At 69.3% G+C, this 19126-nt stretch carries 17 protein-coding genes and 1 riboswitch; of the genes, 8 read left to right on the top strand and 9 right to left on the bottom strand.

What is annotated here, in order from left to right; all coding sequences use genetic code 11:
• Positions 1–85 precede the first annotated feature (85 nt).
• The 8 genes from cobJ to AL072_RS25295 all read right to left on the bottom strand — a co-directional run bounded on the left by cobJ (position 86) and on the right by AL072_RS25295 (position 9167).
• A complete protein-coding gene (gene cobJ, locus AL072_RS25330; RefSeq protein WP_045583870.1) occupies positions 86–859 on the bottom strand; it encodes a precorrin-3B C(17)-methyltransferase in 774 nt (257 codons plus the stop codon).
• The gene (locus AL072_RS25325) at positions 856–1611 is read right to left on the bottom strand and encodes a precorrin-2 C(20)-methyltransferase (RefSeq protein WP_045583871.1); all 756 of its coding nucleotides are present in this window, start codon (positions 1609–1611) and stop codon (positions 856–858) included. Before AL072_RS25325 ends, cobJ begins: the two co-directional genes overlap by 4 nt.
• Positions 1608–2246 carry a precorrin-8X methylmutase gene (locus AL072_RS25320; protein ID WP_045583872.1) on the bottom strand — a complete coding sequence of 213 codons (639 nt, stop codon included), beginning with the start codon at positions 2244–2246 and terminating at the stop codon, positions 1608–1610. The genes AL072_RS25325 and AL072_RS25320 overlap by 4 nt, the downstream gene beginning before the upstream one ends.
• Positions 2239–3585, bottom strand: coding sequence for a precorrin-3B synthase (gene cobG / locus AL072_RS25315; RefSeq protein WP_045583873.1), 1347 nt, complete (start codon positions 3583–3585; stop codon positions 2239–2241). Before cobG ends, AL072_RS25320 begins: the two co-directional genes overlap by 8 nt.
• Positions 3582–6974, bottom strand: coding sequence for a cobaltochelatase subunit CobN (cobN, locus tag AL072_RS25310; RefSeq protein ID WP_045583874.1), 3393 nt, complete (start codon positions 6972–6974; stop codon positions 3582–3584). The genes cobG and cobN overlap by 4 nt, the downstream gene beginning before the upstream one ends.
• A gap of 141 nt (positions 6975–7115) precedes the next feature.
• Complete coding sequence (cobW, locus tag AL072_RS25305; RefSeq protein WP_045583875.1) at positions 7116–8189, bottom strand: cobalamin biosynthesis protein CobW; 1074 nt, start codon at positions 8187–8189, stop codon at positions 7116–7118.
• Between the two features lie 12 nt (positions 8190–8201).
• Complete coding sequence (locus AL072_RS25300; protein WP_045583876.1) at positions 8202–8969, bottom strand: CbtA family protein; 768 nt, start codon at positions 8967–8969, stop codon at positions 8202–8204.
• Positions 8970–8978: 9 nt separating this feature from the next.
• Positions 8979–9167 (bottom strand): CbtB domain-containing protein, encoded by a 189-nt coding sequence (locus tag AL072_RS25295; protein WP_045583877.1) that lies wholly within the window; start codon positions 9165–9167, stop codon positions 8979–8981.
• A 43-nt stretch (positions 9168–9210) separates the two neighbouring features.
• A riboswitch (cobalamin riboswitch) is annotated at positions 9211–9430 on the bottom strand.
• Positions 9431–9769: 339 nt separating this feature from the next.
• On the opposite strand from AL072_RS25295, the gene AL072_RS25290 reads away from it, so the two are divergent.
• From AL072_RS25290 to AL072_RS25255, 8 genes are all read left to right on the top strand, one after another.
• Positions 9770–10537 (top strand): ABC transporter ATP-binding protein, encoded by a 768-nt coding sequence (locus tag AL072_RS25290; RefSeq protein ID WP_045583878.1) that lies wholly within the window; start codon positions 9770–9772, stop codon positions 10535–10537.
• The gene (locus AL072_RS25285) at positions 10530–11267 is read left to right on the top strand and encodes an ABC transporter ATP-binding protein (RefSeq protein WP_045583879.1); all 738 of its coding nucleotides are present in this window, start codon (positions 10530–10532) and stop codon (positions 11265–11267) included. Before AL072_RS25290 ends, AL072_RS25285 begins: the two co-directional genes overlap by 8 nt.
• Positions 11268–11448: 181 nt before the next feature.
• Positions 11449–12669, top strand: coding sequence for an ABC transporter substrate-binding protein (locus tag AL072_RS25280; RefSeq protein ID WP_045583880.1), 1221 nt, complete (start codon positions 11449–11451; stop codon positions 12667–12669).
• Positions 12670–12819: 150 nt separating this feature from the next.
• Complete coding sequence (locus tag AL072_RS25275; protein WP_045583881.1) at positions 12820–13707, top strand: branched-chain amino acid ABC transporter permease; 888 nt, start codon at positions 12820–12822, stop codon at positions 13705–13707.
• A 48-nt stretch (positions 13708–13755) separates the two neighbouring features.
• Positions 13756–14691, top strand: coding sequence for a branched-chain amino acid ABC transporter permease (locus tag AL072_RS25270; RefSeq protein WP_045584037.1), 936 nt, complete (start codon positions 13756–13758; stop codon positions 14689–14691).
• A 371-nt stretch (positions 14692–15062) separates the two neighbouring features.
• A complete protein-coding gene (locus AL072_RS25265) occupies positions 15063–16475 on the top strand; it encodes a sigma-54 interaction domain-containing protein (RefSeq protein WP_045583882.1) in 1413 nt (470 codons plus the stop codon).
• A gap of 102 nt (positions 16476–16577) precedes the next feature.
• Positions 16578–17393, top strand: a complete 816-nt coding sequence (locus AL072_RS25260) for an IclR family transcriptional regulator (protein WP_045583883.1) — start codon at positions 16578–16580, stop codon at positions 17391–17393.
• 320 nt (positions 17394–17713) lie between these two features.
• Positions 17714–18376: a DedA family protein gene (locus AL072_RS25255; RefSeq protein WP_045583884.1), complete on the top strand. Its 663-nt coding sequence runs from the start codon at positions 17714–17716 to the stop codon at positions 18374–18376.
• 19 nt (positions 18377–18395) lie between these two features.
• Here AL072_RS25255 and AL072_RS25250 read toward each other — a convergent pair whose 3' ends face one another.
• A complete protein-coding gene (locus AL072_RS25250) occupies positions 18396–19034 on the bottom strand; it encodes a LysE family translocator (RefSeq protein WP_245636975.1) in 639 nt (212 codons plus the stop codon).
• Between the last annotated feature and the right edge of the window lie 92 nt (positions 19035–19126).

Below are 19126 nucleotides of genomic sequence, written 5' to 3'. Positions count from 1 at the left end.
CCCAGCCCTCTCCCCGGGGGGGAGAGGGTTACTCGCGGCAGGTTGGTCACGGGCATCTCCGCCAGCACTGCCATCGCACCCATCCTCACCCCCGGTAATGCCGGGGCGTGTAGACCCAGCGTCCGCCGTCCGCGCGCGGAACAAGTCGGGTGTGGGACGCGCCGATGATGACGAGGGTGCGCATGTCCGCCTGCTCCGCCCGCACCTCACCCAGCGTGGTGACGGTCAGCGCCTCGTCGGGCCGGCCGACAGCGCGGCCCAGCACGATGGGGGTTCCGGCGCTCCGGATTTCGCGCAGGGCGTCGAACGCCGCGCCGAGCTGCCAGGGCCGGGCGCGGGAGATCGGGTTGTAGAGCGCGATGACGAAATCCGCTTCCGCCGCCAGACGCAGGCGCTTCAGCACCACCTCCCACGGCTTGAGATTGTCGGACAGCGAGATGGCGCAGAAATCATGCCCCAGCGGCGCCCCGGCCCGCGCGGCGGCGGCCTGCATCGCCGACACGCCGGGATCGACCGACAGGGGCACGGCGCGCCAGGCGTCCGGCGCGGCCGGATCGTCCAGCGCCTCGAAGATCGCGGCGGCCATGGCGAAGATGCCGGGGTCGCCGCCCGACACCACCGCGACCCGCCGGCCCTGCGCCGCCAGATCGAGAGCGAAGCGGGCGCGGTCCAGCTCGACCCGGTTGTCGGAGGCGTGGCGAACCTGGGGCCCCGGCGGCACCCGCTCGACATAGGGGAAATAGCCGACGAGGTCGGTCGCCTCGGCCAGATCGTGCCGCGCCTGCGGCGTCAGCCACTCTTCCGGGCCGGGGCCGAGCCCGACCACCTTCAGCCAGCCAGTCGTCTGCGCGTCGCTCATCCGCGCTTGCCCTCGCCCGGAATGACGATCTGGGAGAAGTAGGGGGCGCTGTCCGGCGCCTCCAGGAACGGCATGAAGCGCTGCTCGTCCATGCTGGCGCGCTCGACATACCAGGCGCGTTCGGCCAGCCCGGCGGCGGCGATGGCCCGGCGGACCTTCGGCAGGTTCTGGCCCAGCTTCATCACGACGCTGGCATCCGCAGCGGTCAGGGCGCGGACCAGCGCCGCCTCGTCCAGCGTGCCGGGGATCACCGACAGCACGTCGTCGCGCAGCATCAGCGGGCGCGGCAGCAGCGCGGCGCTGCAGACCATGCTGGTGACGCCGGGAACGACCTCGGTCGGGAAGCGGGTCGACAGGCGCAGGAACAGATGCATGAAGGAGCCGTAGAAGAACGGATCCCCCTCGTTCAGCGCGGCGACCGAGCGGCCGGCGGCGAGATGCCCGGCGATCCGCTCGGCGGATTCGTCGAAGAAGGCCTCGATCTGCCGGCCATAGTCGGGATGGTCGGGCGGCAGCTCGACCGTCACCGGATAGACCATCGGCAGTTCGATATGGTCGGGTGTGATGGCGCCGTCGGCGATGCGCCGCGCGTGGCCCCTGGTGCCGCGCTTGCAGAAATAGGCCACGACCGGACAGGAGCCGATGGTGCGCACCGCCTTCAGCGTCATCAGCTCGGGATCGCCGGGGCCGACGCCGACGCCGAACAGGCGGCCGGGAGGAATGGTGCCGGGCGGAAGATTGTCGCCGCTCATTCGACGTCGCTCGCCAGCGCGTTGACGGCGGCGGCGGCCATGGCGCTGCCGCCGCGCCGGCCGCGGATCGCCAGATAGGGCACGCCGAAGGGGTTCTCGGCCAGCGCGTCCTTGCTCTCCATCGCGCCGACGAAGCCGACGGGAAAGCCCAGGATCGCCGCCGGTTTCGGGGCGCCCGCCGCCAGCATCTCCAGCAGGTGGAACAGCGCCGTCGGCGCATTGCCGATGGCGACGACCGAACCGCCCAGCCGGTCGCCCCACAGATCGAGCGCAGCGGCCGAGCGGGTGTTGCCGATGCTTATTGCCAGTTCCGGCACCGCGGCGTCGCGCAGCGTGCAGACCACCGGATTGCCGGCCGGCAGCCGGGCCCGGGTCACGCCATGCGCCACCATCTCGCTGTCGCACAGGATCGCGGCGCCGGCCCGCAGGGCGGCACGGGCGGCGGTGCCGACGCCGGCGGAAAACAGCAGATCCTGCGCCGCATCGACCATGCCGCAGGCGTGGATCACGCGAACCGCCACCGGCTTGAGGTCGTCGGGGATGGCGGACAGATCCGCCTCCGCCCGGATGGTGGCGAAGGACTGGCGGTAGATGGCCGCTCCGTCGCGGATATAGTCGTAGAGCGGCTCAGGCACCGGAAGACTCCTCGGTCAACAGATCCGCGACGCAGGCCACCGCGTCGGCGGGAGACAGGCCGGTGTGCGAGGAATCGTCACCGGGTTTGGCATTCAGGGCGACGTCATACCGCCCGTCGCGGGCGGTCAGGGTGACGTCGGCGATGGCGGGATGGGCGCAGCCCTTGGCGCAGCCCGACACATGCACCATTCGCACCTCGTCCAGCAAGGGGCCTGCGCGGTCGGCGATGGCGAGCGCCGTCGCATGGGTGTCGGTGGTGCCGACATCGCAGCCGCCCGCCCCGCTGCAGGCGGTCAGCTTCAGCCGGCGGTCGGCGTGGGACAGGATGGCGCCATGGGCGCGGGCGACGGCCTCGGCGTCGGCGGACGGGGCGACGAGGATCAGGGCGCGCCACGGCGTGATGCGGATCTCGGCGCAGGCCGAGGCGAGGGCGGCGAGGGTGCCGGCGGTCAGGCGGCCGAAGGGGAAGGCGACGACCTTTCCGGTTATCAGTCCCTTCTCCCCTCCGGGGAGAAGGTCAGGATGAGGGGGTTCGGCAGAGCCGAAGACATCCATGAGGTGCGACGCTTGCCCCCACCCTGACCCTCCCCCGCTGGGCGGGGGAGGGAATAGCAGCGGGGAGAGGCGCGTGCCGATCTCCTCAATCCCAATCGCCGCGACCAGACCCGCCATGCGGCGCGGCGGCTCCGGCAAGGTCGAGCGAAGCTCCAGGAAGGCGCGGCCGAGCGCAGAGGCGATGTCCGCCACATCCCCGGCCCCGCACAGCCCGAGCGGCACCGCCGTCGCCAGCGTCCCCCCCAGCGACAGCCGGAAGCGTACGTCATCCACGGCGTCGAAGCGTACGTCCGTGCTGCTGTCCGCCAGATGGCCTATCCCGCCGCCGCAGACCAGCCAGCCGAATTTGGGCGGCAGGCGGTGCAGGCCCTTATCCTCCGCCAGCCGCGCATCGAGCGTACGTGCCACCCCCCGTACGTCCATCAGCGCCGTGGAGTCCAGCCCGGCGGTCGGGGAGCACAGCACGTTGCGCACCGCCTCGCTCGTGGCATCGGCCGACACATAGCCCATGGCGCGCAGGGCATCGGTCGCAGCGGTCAGGGCGTCGGCGGCGATGCCGCGAAGCTGCAGGTTGCCGCGATGGCTGAGGTCGATCAGGCCGTTCCCGTAACGGTCGCCCAGCACGGCGATGCGGCGGGCATGGCCGGCGGGCAGGATGCCGGCCGGGACGCGGACGCGCAGCAACAGCCCGTCGCCGACCTCCATGGGGGCGAGCACGCCGGGGCAGGTGCCGCGGCGTCTCGGCCAAGTGGCGGGAGGCCGGGTGGCAGGTGGCGACGTCATGCGGCGATCTCCCGGAGGCGGCGCAGATCCTCCGCGGCGGAATTGCGGCGGGGATGCCACAGGCCACGGTCGAGCGCCTCGCCCATGCGGGCCACAATGTGCCGGGCCGCCGCCGGATTGGCATGCGACAGGAAGTCCCAGACCTCCCCGTCCTCGACATAGGCGTCGAACAGCAGGTCGAAATGGTCCGGACGCACGGCGTCGGTGGTGGCGGCGAAGGCGAACAGCGTGTCGACGCCGGCCGCCAGCTCGGCGGCACCGCGATAGCCGTGGCGCATCATGCCCCGGATCCAGCGCGGGTTGGCTGCGCGGCCGCGCAGGGTGCGGGCGATCTCCTCCGCCAGCGTGCGCACCACCGGGTTTTCCGGATCGGCGCTGTCGAGATGGTAGAGCGCCGGCTCGGACTCCTCCAGCGCTGCTGCGGCGGCGAAACCGCCCTCGTACTGCATGAAGCCGTCGGTGGACAGCAGATCATGCTCGCGCTGATCCTGGTGGTGGACCAGCGCGTCGGCGCCGCCAACGCGGCGGCGGAACAGGGCGGGCAGCGCTACGCCCTCCAGCCCGGCGCCATAGGCGTGGCAGCCGCCCTCCAGATAGGCGGCACCGAAATCGGCACGGGAGGTCCAGTCGCCCCGCGCGACCATGCCCGGCAGCGCGGTGCCGTAGATGCCTGGGGCAGCGCCGAAGATGCGGGCGGTGGCCCAGCGGCGGGCGTCCTCCGCGCCGGTGCCGGCCTCGGCGAGCCGCGCTTCCTCGGCGCGGGCGGTCGCGGCCAGCGGGTTGACGTCGTCCGGCTCGTCCAGCCCGGCGACGGCGCGCACCGCCTGGTCGAACAGGGCGATCTGCTGCGGGAAGACGTCGCGGAACAGGCCGGAGATGCGCAGCGTCACGTCGACCCGCGGCCGGCCGAGCACGCCCGCCGGCATGATCTCGTAGCCGGTGACCCGGCCGGACCCGTTCTCCCAGATCGGGCGGACGCCGAGCAGGGCCAGCGCCTGCGCCAGCTCGTCGCCGCCGGTGCGCATGGCGGGCGTGCCCCAGCAATCCACCACCAGCCGCCGCGGCCAGTCGCCATGATCCTGGAGATAGCGGGTGATCAGCGCGTCGGCCGTCTGCCAGCCGAGCGTCCAGGCGGTCGGCGTCGGCACCCCGCGGGGGTCGAGCGCATAGAGGTTGCGGCCGGTCGGCAGCGTGTCGGCCCGGCCGCGCGCCGGGGAGCCGCCGGGGCCGGGGCGGACGAAGCGGCCGTCCAGCCCGTCGAGCAGCGCCCGCATCTCCGCCTCGCCGCAGGCATCGACGGCGGTGGAGACGGCTGCCGGATCGGCGGTTCGGGCAACGGCAGCCGTCAGGCGGTCGCGGCGCTCGCCGTCGGGACTGAGGCCGAAGACATGCAGGCCGTCGCGGATCTGCATCTCCTTGATGTCGCAGAGATGGGCGTCCAGCCGCGACAGGATGGCGTTGGGATCGTCGTCGGGCCGCAGGTTGCAATCGGCGGCGACGCCGGTCTTCCAGGCAAGGTCGAGGATGGTCTCGCGCAGCATGCCGAGCCGCCGGGGATCGAGCCCGGTCGCCTGCGAATATTCGTCGATGGCGGATTCCAGCCCGGCGAGGTCGCCATACAGACCGGCCTCCACCGGCGGCGGGGTCAGGTGGCCGATCAGCACCGCGCCGAGGCGGCGGCGGGCCTGCACCCCCTCGCCGGGGTTGTTGACGATGAAGGGGTAGAGCACCGGCAGGGCGCCGCCGACGATCTCCGGCCAGCAATCCGCCGACAGCGCCACCGCCTTGCCCGGCAGCCATTCCAGGGTGCCGTGGGCGCCGATCTGCACCAGGGCGTGGATCCCCGCCACATGGCGGAGCCAGAGGTGGAAGGCGAGATAGCCGTGGCTGGGCGGCGTGTCGGGGTCGTGATGCTGGGCGGTGGTGAGAGGACCGTGGCCGCGGCTGGGCTGCACCGCCACCACCGCATTGCCGCAGGACAGGGCGCGGAAGGCGAAGGCGCCGTTCCGCAAGGCCGGGTCGGCGGACGGCCCGCCCCAGGTCGCGGCGATGCGGGCGCGGATGTCCGCGGGGGCGAGCCGCTCATACTCGGCCAGGGTCAGGGTCGGGACGGGTACAGCGGTCAGCGCCGCCATCAGGTCGGCGCTGGTGTCCGGAGTCCCGGACAGCGCGTAGCCCTCGGCGGACAGGCGGCGCAGCATCGCGACGGTGCTCGCCGGGCTGTCCAACCCGACCGCATGGCCGATGCCGCCGCCTGGGCCGGGATAGTCGGACAGCACCAGGGCCAGGCGCCGTTCCGCCCGCGGGGTGCGGGCCAGCCGGACCCAGCCGGCGGCGAGGTCGGCGGTGAAGGCGATCCGGTCGGGGATCGGGCGCAGGGCCGGGGCGGCGAATTGCAGGTCGGGATCGGGCTCCCCCGCCGCCTTGAAGGCGACGGCGCGGGCGACGATGCGGCCGTCCATCTCCGGCAGCACGACATTCATCGCCAGGTCGGACGGTCCCAGCCCGCGCGACGAGGCACGCCAGCCGGCTTCCGGCGTCGTCGACAGGATGGCCTGCAGAACGGGCCTGCCATTGGCCTCCAGCGGGGAGCCATCCTCGCGCGACGCCGAGAATGCGGTGGTGTTGACGACGATGGCGGCATCCTGCGCGATCAGGCTGGCGCGCATCCAGGCGGCGCAGTCCGGCTCCTTCAGGCTGGCGACGAACAGGGGGCGCGGGCCGAGGCCGCGTTCGGCCAGCGCATCGCACAGCGCATGGACCGGCGCCAGATCGCCGGCCAGCAGGTGGGAGCGGTAGAACACCACCGCGGCGACCGGGGCGTCGGCGGCAATGGTCCCGCTCCAGCCCTCATAGGCGCCGAATCGGGGGACCGGGGCCGGGTCCTCATGGGGCAGGGGGGTGCCGGCCAGCGTGGCGGCGGCGGCCAGCAGATTGGCCATGTTGGCCGGTCCGCCCTCGGTGAAATAGCGCCACAGCCGGATGGCGGCCTCGGGCGCGACGGTGCCGTAGGCGGTGAGGTTGGGGTCGGGCTGCGCCTCCCCCGGCAGAACGGCCAGCGGGATGTTGCGCTCCCGGCAGAGGCTGGACAGCCGGTCGAGGCCGTAGCGCCAATAGCCGTTGCCGCCCAGCAGGCGCAGCACCACCAGTTTCGCCCTGGCAACGATGCTGTCGGCATAGAGATCGACCGACAGCGGATGTCCCAGCCGGTTCAGGTTGGCGAGGCGAAGGCTGGGCAGGTGTTCGCGGCCGGTCCGCCATGCGGCGGCGAGCGCGGTCAGGTCGCTGTCGGAAAAGGACAGCATGACGAGGTCGGCCGGCGTCTGCCCCAGATCTTCGGCCTGGGGGCCGGCGTCGAGTTCGTCCTGGCGGGCGGCGAGCAGATGCATGAGTCGATGTTCCAGGGGCGGCGGCGCCCCCTCCCTCCCCCTCTTCGAGGGAGAGGGTAGATTTGCGATGCGGCGGCAATCCCCTCTCCCGCAAAGCGGGGGAGGGTTAGGGAGGGGGCAAACGCCGCAACAGCTTAATTCTTACCCAACAACCGCCGCCGTCACCGCCTCGCGGTCAAGCCCGGTTTCGCCGATCACCACCAGCCGGCTGCGGCGCTCCTCGCCGGGTTTCCACAGGCGGTCGTAATGGCTCTGCACGCGGATGCCGACCCCCTGCACCAGCAGGCGCATCGGCTTGCCGGGCACGTCGATGAAGCCCTTCAGGCGCAGCACGCCATGCAGGGCGGCCACATCCTCCAAGGTTTTCACCAGGGCGGCGGGATCGGGCTGGGACGGCAGTTCCACGACGAAGCTGGTGAAGTCGTCGTGGTCGTGGCCTTCCTCATCGTCATGATGGCTGGGGCGGTTGGCTAGGTCGTCCTCCACCGCCGCTCCGACGCCGAGCAGAACCAGCGGATCGACGGACCCCTGGGAAGCGCGGACCAGCTTGGCGCCGCTGCCGATGGCGCGTCCGGCGGCGTGGCCGAGGGCCTCGCGGATCAGATCCTCGACGCGGGCGAGGTCGGCGGCGTCGACCAGATCGGTCTTGTTGACGACGATCAGGTCGGCACAGAGCAGCTGGTCCTCGAACACCTCCTCGACCGGCGTCTCGTGGTCGACCGTGCCGGCGGCGTCGCGCTGGGCCGCCAGGGCCGCCGGATCGGGGGCGAAACGACCCTCCGCCGCAGCGGCGGCGTCGACCACGGCGATGACGCCGTCCACGGTGACGCGCGACTTGATCGCCGGCCAGTGGAAGGCCTGGACCAGCGGCTTGGGCAAGGCCAGGCCGCTCGTTTCGATCACAATATGCTCGGGCGGCTGCGGCCGGGCCAGCAGCTTTTCGATGGCCGGGACGAAATCGTCGGCGACGGTGCAGCACAGGCAGCCGTTCGCCAGCTCGATCACGTCGTCTTCGGTGCAGGTCGGGCTGCCGCAGGCGCGCAGGATGTCGCCGTCGATGCCGACATCGCCGAACTCGTTGATGATCAGGGCCAGCCGGCGGCCTTCGGCCTTTTCCAGCAGGCCGCGGATCAGCGTGGTCTTGCCAGCGCCGAGGAAGCCGGTGATGACGGTCGCCGGAACTTTCCCGGCAACCGTTTTTGCAGGTGCGGACATGGGTTCGGCTCCTTAACGCGTGCCGGTCTGCAACCGGGCGGCGGGGCTGGGTTCGGCGGCCAGCCCGCTCATCAGCCAGCCGCAGACGGAGCCCAGGATCGCCCAGAACAGGGCGGCGGTGCCGAGCGAGGCGGCGACGAACCGGGCCGCCAACTCCGGCGGGACAGCGCCTTCGGCGCTTTCCGGATGGGGGGCGCCGACCAGATGGGGCAGTGCCGCGATCAGCACGGCGACGGCGATGACCAACCGGTTGCGGGCGAAGGCGAGCGCCGCCATGCCGATGCCGGCCCCGACCGATGCGGCGAGCCACCAGAGCTGACGGGCTTCCAACTCGGCCCCGGCCATGCCCGGCAGTTCCGGAGCCAGGCCGAAGGAGGGGGCCAGCGAGACGGCGAAGAAGCCGCCGACACCCCAGACCAACCCGCGGCGGGCATCGACGGGCCGGCCGGCCAGCAGCATGGCGGCGCCGAGCAGCAGCGCATAGGCCACGCCGGTCAACAGGTTGGCGACGATGGTCAGGCCGATGCGCTGCATCGCCTCGTCCGGCGTGGTCGGCACGCCCTCGCCAACCTCGCGCACGGGGCCGTGCTGGTGGGAGTCGGCGGCACCGCCGGCAGGGGCAGGGGCAGTGAGGGAGGCGACGGGCGGGGTCACCACCTCGTATTTCTCGGCCTCGAGGATCAGCGGGACGGTCGTCGCCTGCTGAACGACGGAAGCGGCCGTGCCGGAGAGCACGCCCGCGACCAAAGCGGCTGTGAACAGCCGCCGGATCAGATCCATGACTTGGGCTTAGTGGCAGGGAAACGCGAAGGAATGGCGGGTGTCATGCGCCGCATCGTGGATCTGCTGCGGCTGGGCGAAGCCGACGCCATACAGCAGGAAGCTGCCAAGCAGGATCGCGGCGAAGGCGGCGACCGAGGTCCGGGCGGCGCTACGGGTCGCGGAACCGGCGGTGGCGTGGAGCGGATGGGTGGTCATCAGGCTGGTCCTTGCTCTCCCGCCACACCCGGCGGGGTTGGGTAAATCCATCGGTCCGCCGGCAGGTTTCCTGGCTCACGGGTCACAGCATCGCGGCCCGCCTTCCCGACCCTGCGGTCAGTGGCATGATGGACCGGACGCTCGCCGCACACAGTTGCGGGGGCAGCCGCGGCTTGGGGCCTTTCCGGAAGGCCCGTACCGCATTCCCTATTATCCCCGCCGTCCGTAGGGGCGATCAGGGCACCGTCGGGCGGTCAACATCGCAGTGCGCACACAGTTTGGCAAGTGCGCAATCACGCCCCGGCCGCACGGACGATCTTGCACACAAACCTTTTGACTGCTGTCATGTTTGCTGGACAGAGTGTCCGGGATTCCGACACTTTTCAGTGCAACGGTGGGAGCGGAGGAGGCAGCGCACAGGAGCAAACCACCGGAGACACAAAGGGTCCATGCGCCGGACCGAAGGGATATCCGCTGTGGCACGAATAGTGCGTACAACAATCGGTGAAACGTCCCACCGCATGGCGGCCGAGCCGGGAACTTCCGGCCCCCGGACCACCGGGAACCCAAAGCAAGGACGAAGGGAGGAGAATTCGCGACCGATGAACGCCGCACCGAACGACGACATCATTCTGGAAGCGCGCAACCTGACGAAGGAGTTCAAGGGCTTCGTCGCGGTCAAGGAGGTGAACCTGCAGGTGAAGCGGGGCACCATCCATGCGCTGATCGGCCCGAACGGCGCCGGCAAGAGCACGGTGTTCAACCTGCTCACCAAGTTCCTGACGCCCACCCGCGGCCAGATCCTCTACAAGGGCCGCGACATCACCCGCACCAAGCCGGCCGACATCGCGCTGATGGGCTTGGTGCGGTCCTTCCAGATCTCGGCCGTCTTCCCGCATCTCAGCGTGCTGGAGAATGTCCGCGTCGCGCTCCAGCGCCCGCTCGGCACCAGCTTCCATTTCTGGAAGTCGGAGTCGTCGCTCTACGACCTGCACGATCGCGCGCTGGAGCTGATCGAGGCGGTCAACCTCTCCCCCTGGGCCGGGCACACCGCTGCCGAGCTGCCCTATGGCCGCAAGCGGGCTCTCGAGATCGCCACCACCCTGGCGCTCGACCCCGAGGTGATGCTGCTCGACGAGCCGCTGGCCGGCATGGGCCATGAGGACATCGAGGGCACCGCGGCCCTGATCAAGCGCGTCGCCGCCGACCGCACCGTGCTGATGGTCGAGCACAACCTGTCTGTCGTCGCCCATCTCTCCGACACCATCACCGTGCTCCGCCGCGGCGAGATCCTCGCCGAGGGGCCCTACGAGGTGGTGTCGAAGAACCCGCAGGTGATGGAAGCGTATATGGGGACCGGACATGCCTGAGGGGATGAACACCAAGACCGCCCGAGTGGGAACGGCCATGCTGGAGATTTCCGACCTGCACGGCTTCTACGGCGAGAGCCATGTGCTGCACGGCGTCAGCCTGGAGGTGCGGCAGGGCGAGGTGGTGACGCTGCTTGGCCGCAACGGCGCCGGCAAGACCTCGACCATGCGCGCCGTCATGGGCATCATGGCCAAGCGCACCGGCTCGATCCGCTTCCAGGGCCAGGAGCTGATCGGCATGGCCCAGCACAAAATCCCGCGGCTCGGCATCAGCTACGTGCCGGAGGAGCGCGGCATCTTCTCCTCGCTCAGCGTCGACGAGAACCTGACGCTGCCGCCGGTGGTGAAGGAGGGCGGCATGACCGTCGCCCAGATTTACGAGCTGTTCCCCAACCTGAAGGGGCGCGGTTCGACCCAGGGCACGCGGCTGTCGGGCGGCGAGCAGCAGATGCTGGCGATCGCCCGCATCCTGCGCACCGGTGCCAGCCTGATCCTGCTGGACGAGCCGACCGAAGGGCTGGCTCCCGTCATCATCGAGCAGATCGGCGTGGCGGTGCGGGCGCTCAAGGCCCGCGGCTTCACCATCGTCCTGGTCGAACAGAATTTCCGCTTCGCCGCCACCATCGCCGACCGCCATTACGTCATGGAGGAAGGGCATGTGGTGGACATGATCCCCAACGACCAGCTCCACGCCAACATGGACAAGCTCCACACCTATCTCGGCGTGTGAAGCGGTCCGATCACCGGACAGTCCCGGCGCGAATGCCGCTCCACCCCGATCCGGGAACGGGGCGGCGGTCGGCCGGGCTTGTGCAGGCTGACTTGTGCCTGACGACGTCCCCACGATCATGGCCCGACGTCCCGCCGCCGGGATGGGCCGGACAATAAAGCCAACAGGGAGAGCCCCTTTCATGCGCACCCTTCTTCTCGCCGGCACCGCCCTGCTGACGCTCGCCGGGACCGCGATGTCCGTCGCCGCCCCGGCTGCCGCGCAGGTGTCTGACAACGTCATCCGCATCGGCGTGCTGAACGACCGCTCCGGCATCTACGCCGATCTGGCGGGCGAGGGCTCCGCCATCGCCGCGCGGATGGCGGCGGAGGAGTTCGGCAACAAGGTTGCCGGCGCGGCCGTGGAAATCGTCGTGGCCGACCACCAGAACAAGGCCGACATCGCCGCGTCGAAGGCGCGCGAATGGGTCGACACCGGCGGCGTCGACGTCATCGCCGATGTGCCGAACTCGGCCGCGGCCCTGGCGGTGCAGGGCATCACACGGGACAAGAAGCGCATCTTCCTGATGTCGGGCCCCGGCGCCACGGCGCTGAGCGGCGCCCAGTGCAGCCCCTACGGCTTCCACTGGACCTATGACAACTACGCCATGGCCGCCGGCACCGGCCGCGCGCTCTACGAGCAGGGCAAGAAGAAGTGGTTCTTCGTGACCGCCGACTACGCCTTCGGCCAGTCGCTGGAGGAGGAGACCACCAAGATGGTCAAGTCGCTGGGCGGTACCATCGCCGGCACCGTCAAGCACCCGCTGGGCACCGCCGACTTCTCGTCCTTCCTGCTGCAGGCCCAGGGGTCCGGCGCGGACGTGATCGGGTTGGCGAACGCCGGCGGCGACACCACCAACGCGGTCAAGCAGGCCGCCGAGTTCGGCATCACCCAGTCGGGCCAGAGCCTGGCCGGCCTGCTGCTGTTCATCTCCGACGTCAATGCGCTGGGGCTCCAGGCGGCACAGGGTCTGATGCTGACCACCGGCTTCTACTGGGACATCGACGACCAGACCCGCGACTGGTCGAAAAAGTTCGAAGCCAAGTCCGGCAAGAAGCCGACCATGGTGCAGGCCGGCGTCTATTCGGCGGTGAAGCATTATCTGAAGGCGGTCGAGGCGGCCAAGACCGATGACGCCGACAAGGTCTCTGCCAAGATGCGCGAGATGCCGGTCGAGGACATGTTCGCCAAGAAGGGCAAGATCGCCGCCAACGGCCGCATGTTCCACGACATGTATCTGGTCCAGGTGAAGACTCCGGCCGAATCGAAGGGCGCCTGGGACTATTACAAGGTCATGAAGACCATCCCGGCCGACACGGCGTTCCTCGATCCCAAGCAGAGCGGCTGTCCGCTGGTGAAGTGAGGGGGGAGGGAGCGCGTTCCGCTCCCTTCCTGAGCTTCTCCCATCTTCGGCGGACCGCAGGTTCGTCCGAAGATGGGAGAAGCTTCATCACCTCAAGCATTGAAACCAAGAAACAACAACCTGTCACAACTAACCGGGAGAGACGCGGACATGTTCAGCCTGCTGGGAGTTCCGCCCCAAGTGCTGTTCGGGCAGCTTCTGCTCGGCCTGATCAATGGTTCCTTTTATGCGCTGCTCAGCCTGGGGCTGGCGGTGATCTTCGGCATGTTGAACGTCATCAACTTCGCCCATGGCGCACTCTATATGGTCGGCGCCTTCGTGGCGTGGCTGCTGCTGACCTATGCCGGGCTCGGCTATTGGTGGGCGCTGTTCCTCGCTCCGATGGTGGTCGGGCTGCTCGGCATCGCGCTTGAGAAATCGCTGCTGTCGCGGCTCTACAAGCTCGACCACCTCTACGGCCTGCTGCTGACCTTCGGGCTGGCGCTGATCCTGGAGGGGGCGTTCCGCCACCAATATGGCGTGTCGGGCCAGCCTTATCCGATCCCGGATGCCCTGAAGGGCGGCCAAAATCTCGGCTTCATGTTCCTGCCCAACTATCGTGCCTGGGTGGTCGTCGCCTCGCTGACCATCTGCTTCGGCACCTGGTTCGCCATCGAACGGACCAAGCTGGGCGCCTATCTGCGCGCGGCGACGGAGAATCCGACGCTGGTCCAGGCCTTCGGCATCAACGTGCCGGTGATGGTGTCGCTGACCTACGGCTTCGGCGTGGCGTTGGCCGGGCTGGCCGGGGTGCTGGCGGCGCCGATCTATCAGGTCTCGCCGCTGATGGGGACAAACCTGATCATCATCGTCTTCGCGGTGGTGGTGATCGGCGGCATGGGCTCGATCCTGGGCGCCATCCTCACCGGTCTGGGTCTGGGGTTGCTGGAGGGATTGACCAAGGTCTTCTATCCGGAGGCCTCCAACATCGTCGTGTTCGTGATCATGGCGATCGTTCTTCTCATCAAGCCCGCGGGCCTCTTCGGACGGGAGCGCTGACCCATGAGCATCGCCGGCAACACCACTGCCAATTCCACCGGGGCAGCCATGCGCGGCCCCACCATGGGCACGGCCCTGCTGACCGCGGGCCTGCTGCTGGTCGCCGTCGCGGCACCCTTCGTGCTGTATCCCGTCTTCCTGATGAAGGTGCTGTGCTTCGCGCTGTTCGCCTGCGCCTTCAACCTGCTGATCGGCTTCGCCGGCCTCTTGAGCTTCGGCCATGCCGCCTTCTTCGGATCGGCGGCCTACATCGCCGCCCACACGGTGAAGGAATGGGGCTGGTCGCCGGAGGCGGGCCTGCTCGCCGCCACCGCCGTCGCCGCCCTGCTCGGGCTGGTCTTCGGGCTGATCGCGATCCGGCGGCAGGGCATCTACTTCGCCATGATCACGCTGGCCTTGAGCCAGATGGTGTTCTTCCTGGCGCTGCAGCTTCCCTTCACCCATGGCGAGGACGGCATCCAGGGCGTTCCGCGCGGCACGCTGTTCGGGCTGTTCGACCTGACCCAGCCGCTGACCATGTATTATGTCGTGCTGGCGATCTTCCTCGGCGGCTTCGCGCTGGTGTGGCGCACGGTGCATTCGCCGTTCGGTCAGGTGCTGAAGGCGATCCGCGAGAACGAGCCGCGGGCGGTGTCGCTGGGCTACCGCACCGACCGCTACAAGCTGGTGGCCTTCGTGCTGTCGGCAAGCTTGGCGGGGCTGGCCGGCGGGACCAAGGCGCTGGTGTTCCAACTGGCCTCGCTGACCGACGTGACGTGGCAGATGTCGGGCGAGGTGGTGCTGATGACGCTGCTGGGCGGCATGGGCACGCTGCTTGGCCCGGTGGTGGGGGCGGCGCTGGTCGTGACGCTGGAAAGCTACCTCGCCTCCACCAGCCTGCCGGTGCCAGTGGTCATCGGCTGCATCTTCGTCGTCTGCGTCCTGTTGTTCCGCCGCGGCATCGTCGGCGAGTTGCTCGCCCGCCTACCGAAGCGCGGGCACTGAGCCCAGCGGTTCCATCCGCGAATTCCAATGACCGCAACTCCCCAGGGGGGACCGGAAGGTCCCCCTCTTTTTCCCCTGCCGATACCCGCATGGGTTGCGTAAGTGGAAGTGGGTCGGGTTACTCCGAAAGATGTACAGAACTGGCTTGGCTTGCCCTTTTTAAAAAAGCGGTTTTCCACGCCGGCCCCAAGACCAGATGTGCGACGGGCATGCGGGTTCGCCTCCGCGTGCCTGCGTGATCCTGCGCGCCTTCCCTTTAATCCGATGGATGGGCTACTATGTTGACCTCTGATATTGTTGGCAAATTGCGCTGCAATGCAGCAGGCCTCAACACCGGGACGACAAAAGTCGGTCCTGTTTGGGAGGGTGACGTGGGCGACACCGTCGATTTCGAAGCGTTGCGCCAGCGCGCGGTACACTCCCTGTTCGAGCATCTGGAATCCATGTGCGTCGGTGCCGTCACCGTCGACCACAATGCCCGCATCGCCTGGATGGACGACAAGTACAAGGCGCTGCTGGGCGTCCCCGGCGATCCGCGCGGCCAGCCGGTCGAGGACGTCATCCCCAACAGCCAGCTGCGCCGGGTGATCGACAGCGGCCAGCCCCAGCCGCTCGACATCATGGAATTCGGCGACCGCTCCTTCGTGGTGACGCGGATGCCGCTGTTCGGACCGGACGGCGCCATCATCGGCGCCATCGGCTTCGTGCTGTTCGACCGTGCCGAATATCTGCGCCCGCTGGTGCGCAAATACGAGAAGATGCAGGAGGAGCTAGCCCGCACCCAGCAGGAGCTGGCGCACGAGCGCCGGGCGAAATACTCCTTCTCCCAGTTCCTGGGCGCCAGCGAATCGATCCGCGAGATCAAACGGCTGGGCCGCCGCGCCGCGCAGATGGACAGCACCGTCCTGCTGCTGGGCGAGACCGGCACCGGCAAGGAACTGCTGGCCCAGGCCATCCATTCCGCCAGCCCGCGGGCTGCCAAGCCCTTCGTCGGTGTCAATGTCGCCGCCATCCCGGAAACCCTGCTGGAGGCCGAATTCTTCGGCGTCGCCCCCGGCGCCTTCACCGGGGCAGACCGTCGCCACCGCGAGGGCAAGTTCCAGCTCGCCAACGGCGGCACCCTGTTCCTGGACGAGATCGGCGACATGCCGCTGCCGCTGCAGGCCAAGCTGCTGCGCGTCCTGCAGGAGCGGGAGATCGAGCCGCTCGGCTCCAACAAGGTGGTGCGGGTCGATGTCCGCATCATCGCCGCCACCAGCCGCGACCTGCATGCGCTGGTGCGGGACAAGCAGTTCCGCGCCGACCTCTATTACCGGTTGAACGTGGTGCCGATCACCCTGCCGCCGCTGCGCGACCGGCCGGAAGACGTCGAGAGCATCGCCGACCGCATCCTGGAACAGCTGGCGATCCAGCAGGGCACCCCGCCGCGCGAGCTGCTGGAATCGGCGGTGCAGGTGCTGCGCGACTATGACTGGCCGGGCAATGTGCGCGAACTCTACAACACGCTGGAGCGGGTGGTGGCGCTGACCGATGCGCCGATCCTGACCGCGCCGCACATCCGCAGCGTCCTGCCCGGCCAGCATCCGGCCGGCGCTTCGGCCCTGCCGCTGGCGGCCGGGGCGAGGCCGTTGCAGGAGGTGTTGCACGCCGCCGAACGCCACGCCATCGCCGCCGCGCTGGAGGAGGCCAACGGCGTCAAGGCGCGCGCCGCCAAGCTGCTGGGCATTTCGCGGGCGTCGCTGTACGAGCGGATGCTGACGCTTGGGCTGGGAGCGGCCCAATAGCGGTGCCCGCCGCTAATTCCGTATCGCGGAATATGCCCGGTTGACCTGCGGCCCGGACCGCTGGCAGGATCACCCCGACGCGGTTTGCGGGAGAGGCAGGTCATGCGCAGGCGGGAAGATTCCCTGGTCGCCGACGACCCGATGGCGGATGACGAGAAGGATCCGCGCTTCGTCACGGCGCTCGCCCGCGGGCTGGAGCTGCTGCGCGCCTTCCGTCGCAACGAATCGCTGCTCGGCAACCTGGAGCTGGCGCAACGCACCGGCTTGCCCAAGCCGACGGTGTCGCGGCTGACCTACACGCTGGCCAAGCTGGGCTACCTTGTCTACGACCAGACCACCGGCAAATACCGGCTCGGCACCTCGGTGCTGGCGCTGGGCTATGCCAGCCTGTCGGGCATGGGCATCCGGCAGGTGGCGCGGCCGCTGATGCAGGATCTGGCCGACCGGACCGGACTGGCCGTGGCGCTCGGCGGGCGCGACCGGCTGAGCATGATCTATCTGGAATGCTGCAAGGCGAACAGCCCGATCACCCTGTCGCTCGACGTCGGCTCCCACATCAAGCTGTCGACAACCAGCATGGGCCGCGCCTATCTGGCGGCATTGCCGGAGGCCGAGCGTGCACCGCTGATGGCCAAGCTGGAGGAGCATGAGGGCGAGCGCTGGCCCGAGATCCGCGACGGCATCGAGCGGGCGGTCGAGGACTACCGGACGCTGGGCTACTGCCGCTCCATCGGAGCCTGGAAGTCGGAGGTGCATGCCATCGGCATTCCCTTCGTGCCGCGCGACGGCTCCCCGATCCTGGCCTTCAACTGCGGCGGGCCGGGCTTCCTGGTCGATTCGAAGACGCTTGAGGAGGAGCATGCGCCGCGGCTGGTCACCATGGTCCGGCGGATCGACGCGGCACTGTTCAGCGGGTAGGGATCGCCGCGGCGATCGATACATCCTATCGACGAGCTCCAAAATAACTATTGGACGGATCAACTCGTTAGCCCCACACTTTGAATCGTTCCAGACAAGCTCCTCCATTCCGGAAGGGCTTGTCCCTGCCGGCTTCCCATCCGGTGCCAGGGATGGCCGGCCAACCCACCCGGAAGGCGGGGACGTCGGGGATGTGCGGGCACGTTCAATCCAACGCCCCGTGCCCCCGCCCTCCGGGACCGTAGCCCTGCGGGAACCGCCCGCCCTCGCATGCCGTTTTCCCTGATCGGGTCGGTGTGACCGGTGGGGAGCGGATCGGAATGGATGGTGGATTGACGGACTGGCTGGTGGAGGTGATGCACAACCTCCATTATGTCGGAATCTTCCTGCTGGTGGCGCTGGCGCGGGTCTTTCCGCCGTTGCCGGCCGAATCGGTGATCCCGCTGGCCGGGATCGGCGCGGCGACGGGTGAATTCACCCTGGCCGGGGTCGCCATCGCCGGCGGCCTCGGCTCGCTCGCCGGGCAGATGGTGTGGTTCCTGCCCAGCCGGCTGATGAGCCGCGAGCGGCTGGAAGCCATCCTGAAGACATACGGCCCCTGGCTGACCATCAACCCGAAGAAGGTCCGGCAGAGCACGGACTGGTTCGGCAAACGCGGCGGTATCGCCGTGCTGCTGTCGCAGCCGGTGCCGGGGGTGCGCACCCTGATCTCGATCCCGGCCGGGGCGTGCAGGATGCCGATCCTCAGCTACATGCTGGCGTCGGGCGTCGGATCGGTGCTGTGGACGCTGCTGCTGGCCTGGACCGGCTACATGCTGTCGACCTGGCCCTTCGCCCACCGGCTGGTCGGCTACGTCACGGTCGGGCTGCTGGTGGTCCTGGTGGGCCTCTATCTGTGGCGGCTGGCCGGGCACCTGCACCTGCTGCGCAAGGGAAGCGCGACGCCGGATGCGCCCACCGCCACACCGTCCGCAGGCTGTTGACCGGTTTTGCCGAGCGGATTCAGCTTCCCGCCATCGCGGCGATGCCGGTGGCGGCCATGCCCAACGCCCACAGGCCGAAGGCGCCCAGCGCCACCCCGGTACAATGGTTCAGCAGGCTCAGCCCGCGGTCGGAGATGCGGTGGCGCACCGCCGCCACCCCCATCGACAGCGTCATCCACCACAGCGACGAGCCGATGAAGACGCCCAGCACCAGGGTCGACGCCTCCAGCCGGTCCAGCGTGCCTCCCAACCCGAATCCGGCGAAGATGGCGATGAAGGCCATGATGGTCGCCGGGTTGGTCAGGGTCAGCGACAGCCCGGTCATGAAGCCGGTGAACCAGGATTTGCTGTCGGGGGCGGATGCTGCCTCGCGCTCCTCCGCGTCGGGCTGCTGGCGGAAGGTGCGGACCGCCACCACCAGCAGGAAGATGCCGCCGACCAGCTGGAAGGTGATCTCATGCCCGCGCAGGAAGCTGAGCGCTGCCGACACGCCGAAGGCGGCGATGGCCCCGTAGAAGGTATCGGCCACGGCGGCGCCGAATCCGGTGAAGAAGCCCATCAACGGGCCGTGCTGCAAGGTACGGCGGATGCACAACAGACCGATCGGCCCAACGGGTGCGGCGATGGCGAATCCCAGAACGATTCCCTGCAAGAGCACCCAGACTTCGTCCACCGAGCGTCGCCCCCGTTTTTGTGTGGCCGATCCTGTGGCCGATCAGGCGTGGCCGCCGCGACCGGTTGGACGCGAAG

Origin of the sequence: Azospirillum thiophilum (genome assembly GCF_001305595.1) — a bacterium.
Classification (GTDB): Bacteria; Pseudomonadota; Alphaproteobacteria; order Azospirillales; family Azospirillaceae; genus Azospirillum; species Azospirillum thiophilum.
Note: the sequence above shows the minus strand (reverse complement) of the source record. Positions and strands in the feature narration are given on the sequence as shown.